The sequence below is a fragment of the Lysinibacillus sp. Bpr_S20 genome, assembly GCF_023337835.1.
Lineage (GTDB): Bacteria > Bacillota > Bacilli > Bacillales_A > Planococcaceae > Lysinibacillus.
This window is the reverse complement of the sequence record NZ_JALNLQ010000023.1, coordinates 1-8,885: the sequence shown is the minus strand read 5'-3', so window position 1 is coordinate 8,885 and position 8,885 is coordinate 1. Positions and strand designations below refer to the sequence as shown.

The 8,885-nt window shown below is 38.6% G+C and carries 6 protein-coding genes, 1 rRNA gene and 1 other annotated feature; of the genes, 1 reads left to right on the top strand and 6 read right to left on the bottom strand.

Annotated elements, in window-relative coordinates; genetic code table 11:
• Positions 1 to 131: 131 nt before the first annotated feature.
• Positions 132 to 348: a binding site (T-box leader), on the bottom strand.
• A gap of 49 nt (positions 349 to 397) precedes the next feature.
• Both pdxT and pdxS read right to left on the bottom strand, forming a co-directional pair.
• Positions 398 to 961: a pyridoxal 5'-phosphate synthase glutaminase subunit PdxT gene (gene pdxT, locus MWJ95_RS24235; RefSeq protein ID WP_249076377.1), complete on the bottom strand. Its 564-nt coding sequence runs from the start codon at positions 959 to 961 to the stop codon at positions 398 to 400.
• Between the two features lies 1 nt (position 962).
• Positions 963 to 1,847 carry a pyridoxal 5'-phosphate synthase lyase subunit PdxS gene (gene pdxS / locus MWJ95_RS24230; protein ID WP_249076376.1) on the bottom strand — a complete coding sequence of 295 codons (885 nt, stop codon included), beginning with the start codon at positions 1,845 to 1,847 and terminating at the stop codon, positions 963 to 965.
• A gap of 105 nt (positions 1,848 to 1,952) precedes the next feature.
• On the opposite strand from pdxS, the gene pdxR reads away from it, so the two are divergent.
• A complete protein-coding gene (gene pdxR / locus MWJ95_RS24225) occupies positions 1,953 to 3,377 on the top strand; it encodes a MocR-like pyridoxine biosynthesis transcription factor PdxR (protein WP_249107382.1) in 1,425 nt (474 codons plus the stop codon).
• Positions 3,378 to 3,466: 89 nt separating this feature from the next.
• On the opposite strand, the gene asnB is transcribed toward pdxR, so the two are convergent.
• From asnB to rrf, 4 genes are all read right to left on the bottom strand, one after another.
• Complete coding sequence (gene asnB / locus MWJ95_RS24220) at positions 3,467 to 5,305, bottom strand: asparagine synthase (glutamine-hydrolyzing) (protein WP_249076374.1); 1,839 nt, start codon at positions 5,303 to 5,305, stop codon at positions 3,467 to 3,469.
• Positions 5,306 to 5,409: 104 nt separating this feature from the next.
• Entirely contained in the window at positions 5,410 to 6,732 is a 1,323-nt protein-coding gene (locus MWJ95_RS24215) for a D-alanyl-D-alanine carboxypeptidase family protein (RefSeq protein WP_249076373.1), read from the bottom strand.
• 141 nt (positions 6,733 to 6,873) lie between these two features.
• Positions 6,874 to 8,337, bottom strand: coding sequence for an IMP dehydrogenase (guaB, locus tag MWJ95_RS24210; RefSeq protein ID WP_249076370.1), 1,464 nt, complete (start codon positions 8,335 to 8,337; stop codon positions 6,874 to 6,876).
• A 296-nt stretch (positions 8,338 to 8,633) separates the two neighbouring features.
• Positions 8,634 to 8,749, bottom strand: a 5S ribosomal RNA gene (gene rrf / locus MWJ95_RS24205).
• Positions 8,750 to 8,885: the final 136 nt, after the last annotated feature.

Here is an 8,885-nt window from a genome sequence, read left to right as displayed (position 1 = left end):
TGTTAATAACATTTCTTTAATTTCCGCGAAATTGTCGCGCACGCGTTTAATATCTAACATCGTCATACCTCCAGTAGATTCTTAATGATGGGAAAATAGTTAGTGGAAACACAAAAAAGCCCTCATCCCCATAAAGGGACGAGAGCTACCCGCGTTGCCACCCTAATTGACTAGACAATTTGTCTAATCCACTTATTTCATAACGGCATTTCAGCCGGCGACAGCCTACTTCATTCACTTCGACTGCGCAACTCCAGGACGGATTCACAAGTGCTTTTATCAGCTTCCACCACCCGCTGACTCTCTAAAAAAAACGTGCTTGCTACTACTTCCCATCATCGTGTTCAGTTATTTAAATTTTATCCATACTGTACTATATGAAATGAGATTTTGCAAGTCATACCATAAAAGATACAAAATATTCAAGAATACGTGCGTCTGCCGTTAATTCAGGATGGAATGAACAGCCTAATAAATGATTGTCTTTTGCTAACACGATTTTCCCGTCATGCTCTGCTAATACTTCAACACCTTCACCTACAGAAACAATATGTGGCGCGCGTATAAAGACAGCCGGAATGGCAGGACCTATTTTAGGTATATCGAGCTTTACTTCAAAGCTATCTACCTGACGTCCATAAGAATTTCGTGCAACTACCACATCCATTACAGCTAAATGTGATTCATAATCCACTAATTCCTTTGCTAGTAAAATCAATCCTGCACATGTTCCAAACATCGGTAAACCTTGCTTTGCAAGTGTGCGAATTGGCTCTAATAGCTCGTATCGATTCAGCAATTTGCGCATCGTTGTGCTTTCTCCACCAGGCAAGACAAGTCCATCAAGCTTCTCTAAATCAGATTTTTGTTTTACTAAGACAGCTTCACATCCGAGAGACTCTAGCATTTGCACATGCTCTCGCACCGCTCCCTGTAATGCTAAAACACCGATTCGCTTCATCTTACCAGCCTCGCTCTTGCATACGCTCATTTTGACTAAGCTGTGCAATATCGATGCCTTTCATCGGAACACCTAGCTCCTTTGAAATTTCTGCAATTAACTTGTAGTCCTTATAATGCGTAGTAGCTTCAACAATTGCACGAGCAAATTTCTCTGGGTTTTCTGATTTAAAAATACCAGAACCAACAAATACACCGTCAGCCCCCAGCTCCATCATTAATGCTGCATCTGCTGGCGTAGCAACTCCACCTGCTGCAAAATTCACGACTGGTAAACGGCCAAGATGCTTAATTTCTCTTAATAATTCGAATGGAGCACCAAGCAATTTAGCCTCTGTCATTAATTCATCCTCTGTCATACCAACTACCTTACGTACTTGCGCATTCACTTTACGAATATGGCGAACCGCCTCTACGATATTACCCGTCCCCGGTTCCCCTTTAGTTCGTAGCATGGAAGCTCCCTCACCAATGCGTCGAGCAGCTTCTCCTAAATCACGACACCCACAAACAAAGGGCACTGTATAATCACTTTTTAATAAATGAAACTCTTCATCTGCCGGAGTTAATACTTCACTTTCATCAATATAATCAACACCCATCGCTTCTAGCACTCTGGCTTCTACAATATGTCCAATACGTGCTTTTGCCATTACAGGTATAGATACAGCCCCCATAACCTCCTCTACAATACGAGGATCAGCCATACGTGCAACACCACCCGCCTTGCGAATGTCTGATGGTACTCGTTCTAACGCCATGACAGCTACAGCTCCAGCCGCTTCCGCAATTTTCGCCTGTTCTGCATTAATAACATCCATAATGACGCCACCCTTTTGCATTTCTGCCATCCCACGCTTTACTAATTCTGTACCTGTTTGTTTCATGATTTCTAACCTCCACCTTTATGATGAAATTTAGTATAATCGAAATTGACCATATAAAAATATCCAGTTTACAAAATAACCATAAGGTCAGAAAGAGGAATGAACATGGACATGCTATTATTCCAACTAGAAAAAAAAGGTGAAAAACCGCTCTATGACCAGCTTTATAGCGGCATTAAAGAAGCTATTATTACAAAGAAAATTGCAGTAGGAGAAAAATTACCATCAAAAAGAAAATTAGCCGATTTTTTGAATATTTCTCAAACAACTATTGAAATTGCCTATGCACAGTTACTTGCTGAAGGCTATATTATGTCTAAATCCCGTGTCGGTTATTTTGTAGAGGAAATTGACGAGCTTCCATATATTCAGCAGGACACAATACTTTCTTTACACGAGCAACCTAAGAAAAAATCTTACAAAATAGATTTTAATCCAGGTTCTATCGATATTGATGCCTTTCCATTTCAAACATGGCGGAAATATGCGAAAGAACTCTTTGATGATGCCTCAAAGGAATTATTATTAACAGGTGAGCCTCAAGGAGAACTATCTTTACGAACGGAGATTGCTAATTATTTATTTCAATCACGCGGGGTTATTTGTAGCCCCGAGCAAATTGTCATCGGCTCAGGAACTGAGCAGCTTCTACCAATGATTTTACGTCTCTTTGGTGATGATACTTGCTTTGCGCTTGAAAACCCAGGGTATTCAGCTATTCATCGTATGTTTTCCCAGCATAAAAGGAAAGTCTATCCAATTGCAGTCGATGATGAAGGAATTGTCATCCATGAGCTCGAAAAAACTAGCGCTGACGTTGTTTATATCACGCCATCACATCAATTCCCTACAGGAGCAGTATTATCTGCTACAAGACGTGCACAGGCTTTAAATTGGGCTGCACAAAGCTCCTCTCGATACATCATTGAAGATGATTATGATTCAGAATTTCGTTATACTGGAAAACCAATTCCTGCGCTTCATGCATTAGATCGAAATGACAAAGTGATTTATATGAGTACATTTACTAAATCATTAATGCCGTCCTTGCGCGTTGCTTATTTTGTACTTCCACCAAAATTACTGGCAACTTATAATGATGTATTTAACTACTATTCATCAACAGTACCTCGTTTCGATCAACATATCGTAGCAAATTTTATGCGTGACGGTCATTTTGCCAAGCATTTAAATCGCATGAGGAAGATTTATCGAAAAAAGCATGAAAAGCTTACTTCTATTTTAGAAAACTATTCTAATCAAATTAACATTACTGGTGAGCAAGCAGGAATGCATATTTTACTCAATGTACAGCATACTTTGTCTGAAAAACATTTACAGCAGCTTGCCTCCAATGCAGGAATCAGAATTTATCCATTATCTGATTATCGCCTAGATCACACAACACCTTCACAAGCTCAATTTTTACTAGGTTTCGGTGGTTTACCTGAAGGTGAAATTGAAACTTCTATCAAAAAGCTTATGAACTGTTGGGATATAAAGAAAAAACACCAATCAACCTCACGTTAAAGGATTGATTGGTGTTTCTATATATCAGCAATTTCACCAAGTACGAAAGCGAAGCGGCAGCGGCCAAATGCAGCAAGGAGAAATTGATATTACGATTCAATTAGCTGAATATTATACAGCTCAAACCATGTATGGATTTGGCCCAGATAGGCTAACAGCTGTGGACCTGCCATTAATTGTCCGTACCAAGGAACTTTGAAAGAACTGCCACCCGATTCAATTAACTCTATTAGCTTCTGTCGTTCAAATAACTCATGAAGAATTGAATTTTTGTTCTCCATTATCTCTCTTAGCCACTTTTGGACACCGACTGTATAAACTGGGTGATAGGTTTTAGGGTACGGATTTTTTTTCCGATATAAAACTTCCTCTGGCAATAAATGTTGCATTGCCTTACGAAGCAAACCCTTTTCTATACCCCCTAAATTTTTCATTTCCCAAGGAATATTCCATGCATATTCCACAAGACGATGATCTGCAAATGGTACACGAACTTCAAGACTCGCCCCCATGCTCATACGATCTTTTCGTTCCAGCAATGTTTGCATAAACCAGACCATATTCAAATAAAACATTTCACGTTGTCTCACTTCTTCAATACTTTCCCCATCAAGATAGGGTACTTCAGCAATTGTTTGTGAATAAGCCTGTTGTGCATATGATTCAACTTTTAATTTCTTACGCCATCGCTCTTGCAACATCGTTGATCTTTCAGACAGTGAACGAATCCAAGGAAAACCTGTAGTCGTTTCTGTAAACCATGGATAACCCCCAAAAATTTCATCAGCACATTCACCTGATAGTGCAACGGTAAAGTCCTTTTTAACTTCTTTACAAAACCATAATAACGATGAATCGACATCTGCCATCCCTGGTGAATCTCTAACGATGACAGATTCTATTAAGAAATCGATTAATTGTTGTTGCGAAATTTCCTCAGCATGGTGTGTTGTACTAAAGGTATCTGTCATTTTTTGAATCCAATAAGTGTCTGTGGATGTTTGAAATGCATGTGGATTAAAAAAACGTTCGTTATCCTCGTAGTCTATAGAATACGTATGCAGTTTACCTTTATTTTGTTGCTGGAACATGCTTGCTGCAATTCCTGTAATAATGCTGGAATCTAATCCGCCTGAAAGAAATGTACAGATTGGTACATCTGAAACAAGCTGCCGTTCAATAGCGTCCGTGAGTAAAAAGCGGACATGATCGATCGTTTCTTCTAATGATTCTTCATGACGTATACTCTGTAACTGCCAATACTGCCAAACTCGTATGCCCTCCCTAGAGAAACGCATCGCATATCCTGGACGTAGTTCGCTAATATTTTGAAAAAGTGATTTTCCGGGCGTTCTAGATGGTCCTACAGCCATAATATTTGCTAACCCTTCCGTATTAACGGTCGCTTTAATCAATGGATGAGCTAATATTGCTTTCACTTCGGAAGCAAAGAGTAAGCCGTCTTGTTGTTCTGTATAAAACAAAGGTTTTACACCTAGTCGGTCCCGACATAAAAAAAGAGATTGTGATCGTTCATCCCATATACCAAAAGCGAAAATTCCATTTAAAAAATCAACACACTGCTCTTTCCATTCAATATAGGCCGTTAATAATACTTCCGTATCTGAATGGGTTGTAAAAACATGCCCTCGATTTTGAAGCTCTTTTCTTAATTCTTCTGTATTATAAAGCTCGCCATTATATGTAATGACATAGTTTACACCATCATGAACTTTTTTCATCGGTTGCTTACCACCGATTAAATCTATGACAGCCAGCCGACGATGGCCAAATGCAATATGCTCACTACACCAAATATTTTCATCATCAGGCCCTCGATTATTTAACGTTTTTGTCATTAATTTTAGAACTTCATTACTTTTTCTTAAATCTTTTTGAAAGCTAGCCCATCCTGTAATGCCACACATTTAGCCACATCCTTTCGCCTAATAGCGTATGCAGTAAAGCGTAAAAATGTGAAAAAGAACACGCGATGTTTTAAACAACATCTACGTGTTCTTTATAGTGATTATTAGAATAAGCCACCAACAAAGTCAGTAATGCCACTCCATAAGTTTCCGAAGAAGCTACCAATACCTTGGAAGAATAATGAGATACCTCCAGCACGCTCTACAGCCTCTGTTGTAACAACATTAGCTTTAAGGTCCTTACCGTCAATAAAACCGTAATCTGTGCCCTCTGAGCGCTCGATAACTACCTTCCCGACAACTGTATCCTTCTTAACCTCTGCTTCAAGACTCTTTTTGTCTAATACCAGCTTAGGTTTATATAAATCTTTCTCAGATGACTTAACCATAAATGAAACTGGTTCTTTAACAGCAATCGCTACTTTCTTTTCTTTACCTTTCGTAACTTTTACTGTTTCTTGATCTTTAAACTTATAGTTCGCAGGGACAATTTCTTGTTTCGAGAATTGTGAGAAACCATAGTTTAACAATTTAGCTGTTTCGTCGAAGCGCGCTTTTTTTGGATCCTCTCCTACTGCCTTCATAACTACAGAAATTAAACGTGTACCATTGCGCTCTGCTGTACCTGTAAAGCAATGTCCAGCAAAGTCTGTTGTACCTGTTTTTAATCCGTCAACGCCCTCATATTTGTACGCTAATCCCGGCAACATAGCGTTCCAGTTTATCATGTCGATACTATCATCTGTACCTTCACGGAACTTCTTCTTTGCAATTTTAGACGTTTTTAATACGTCTGGATGATCTTTTAGTAAATGATATGCTAATTTAGCTACAGATTTAGCAGGCATTACGTTTTCATCATTTACTCCTGTACCAGCTGGCTGCATACCAAACAAGTCTGAATTATTAAGACCTGTAGAATTCACAAATTTATAACCTTTAAGACCAAGCTCTTCTGCTTTTTTATTCATTAGCTTTAGAAACTCAGTTTCAGTACCTGCAATTGTTTCTGCTATAGCCGCCGTTGCAGCATTTGCAGAGTAAATTGCCATTGCCTCATATAATTCTTTAATTTTGTAAGTCCCATCTCTACGCAATGGTACGTTACTTAATGCACGGTTTTGAGACATTTTATACGTATAATCCGTTACGTGATACTCTTGATCCCACTTAACCGTACCTGCTTCAATTGCATCCAATAGCAGGTATTCAGTCATCATTTTTGTCATACTTGCAATACCTAATGAAGTATCTGCATTTTGTTCATATAAAATTTTTCCTGAATCTGCATCAATTAAAATTGCAGCATCCACGTGTAGTCCTAAATCTGTTTCTGCATTTGCCTTCGCTGGAATACCTGCTAAAACACTAAATAACAAAACAGGAATTAGGAGTAAGCGAATGACAGTGCTCATTGTCTTTTTCACCTTTAAAGCCCTCCAAAAAATAATCTTGTCCTCGACATTTTATCATATATAGTAAGTTCCGTGCGTACTCTCTATCATAAAAAAATGCTCTCGTGTCATCTTTGTAGACGATTCGAGAGCATAAAAGTTGCTAGTAATATATTACATCGAATAGTTTGGTGATTCTTTTGTGATTTGAACATCATGTGGATGAGATTCACGTAGACCTGCACCTGTCATACGAACAAATTGAGCATGTTCACGTAAGAACTCAAGGTTTGCTGAACCACAATACCCCATACCGGCACGAACACCACCGATTAGTTGATAAATAGTATCTGATAAAGGCCCTTTGTATGGAAGACGACCTTCAATACCTTCTGGAACTAATTTTTTCGCATCTTCTTGGAAGTAACGATCTTTTGAACCTTTTTCCATAGCTCCAATTGAACCCATACCACGGTAAACTTTGAAACGACGACCTTGGAAAATTTCAGTTTCACCTGGAGATTCAGAAGTACCTGCAAGAAGTGAACCAAGCATTACAACGTTACCACCTGCTGCTAGAGCTTTAACGATGTCGCCAGAGTATTTAATGCCTCCATCAGCAATAATTGCTTTACCAAGCTCACGTGCAACTGTTGCACAATCGTAAACAGCTGTAATTTGTGGTACACCTACACCAGCTACGACACGAGTAGTACAAATAGATCCTGGTCCAATACCAACTTTCACTACATCTGCACCAGCCTCAAATAATGCGCGTGCACCTTCAGCTGTTGCCACGTTACCAGCGATAATTTCAAGCTCTGGATAAGATTCACGGATAGAGCGAATTGTTTGTAATACGCCCTCAGAATGACCGTGAGCTGTATCGATGACTACGATATCCACTTGTGCTTCAACAAGCTTTTCAATACGGATCATTGTATCTTTTGAAACACCAACTGCTGCCCCTACTAATAAACGACCATGAACGTCTTTTGCAGCGTTAGGGAACTCAATTACCTTTTCGATATCCTTAATTGTAATTAATCCAGTTAATTTACCTTCTTCATCTACAATTGGTAGCTTTTCGATTTTATATTGTTGAAGAATCTTTTCAGCATCCTCTAAAGTCGTTCCAACAGGAGCTGTAATTAAATCTTCTTTTGTCATAACATCGTCAATTTTTAAAGAATAGTCAGAAATAAAACGTAAGTCACGGTTTGTAATAATCCCTACTAGTTTTTGGCTTTCCATACTATCAACAATTGGTACACCCGAAATTCGGTATTTACCCATTAGATGCTCTGCATCGAAAACTTGGTGAGTCGGAGTTAAGAAGAATGGGTTTGTAATAACGCCATTTTCAGAACGTTTTACTTTTTCTACTTGCTCAGCTTGCTCATCGATTGACATGTTCTTATGGATAATACCGATACCACCTTGACGTGCCATAGCAATTGCCATTTTAGATTCTGTAACTGTATCCATGCCTGCGCTGACCATTGGAATATTTAATTTAATCTTTGGTGTTAGTTGAACTGATAGATCAACATCTTTCGGTAATACTTCTGAATGCGCTGGTACTAATAATACATCATCAAAAGTTAAACCTTCTTTGGCAAATTTAGTTTCCCACATTTTCGTAACGTCCTCCTATAGTTAAAAGAATATTAATTGTAAGATTAACAACGTGCTAAGCTACTGTCAAGAAACTTGTAAAAGAAAGACAATTCAGACTTTTCGAAGTGATAACCTTGATAGTTTTTTCTCCCCTTTTTATACTGTGAAAAATATAGCCTTTTATCTTTCTTCTGCATTTAGAATAAATATTAGTTAAGCTCGTCTTATTTTAGGCAAATTTTGTGGAATTATTGATCAATTATTAAGGTTTTTCATAAAAAAAAACAGCCAGCATACAGCTGACTGTCTAAATTGCCTAGCGACGTCCTACTCTCACAGGGGGAAGCCCCCAACTACCATCGGCGCTAAAGAGCTTAACTTCCGTGTTCGGTATGGGAACGGGTGTGACCTCTTTGCCATCATCACTAGACATATGAAAGAATTTATTCTTTCAAAACTGGATAAACGGTGCATTGAATGTTTCAAACATTTTGGTTAAGTCCTCGATCGATTAGTATTCGTCAGCTCCATGTGTCACCACACTTCCACCTCGAACCTATCTACCT

What these genes read in the sequence shown, in the direction of transcription:
- pdxT (WP_249076377.1), bottom strand. Translation starts at nt 961, where the DNA reads ATGAAGCGAATCGGTGTTTTAGCATTACAGGGAGCGGTGCGAGAGCAT.
- pdxS (WP_249076376.1), bottom strand. Translation starts at nt 1,847, where the DNA reads ATGAAACAAACAGGTACAGAATTAGTAAAGCGTGGGATGGCAGAAATG.
- pdxR (WP_249107382.1), top strand. Translation starts at nt 1,953, where the DNA reads ATGGACATGCTATTATTCCAACTAGAAAAAAAAGGTGAAAAACCGCTC.
- asnB (WP_249076374.1), bottom strand. Translation starts at nt 5,305, where the DNA reads ATGTGTGGCATTACAGGATGGGCTAGCTTTCAAAAAGATTTAAGAAAA.
- guaB (WP_249076370.1), bottom strand. Translation starts at nt 8,337, where the DNA reads ATGTGGGAAACTAAATTTGCCAAAGAAGGTTTAACTTTTGATGATGTA.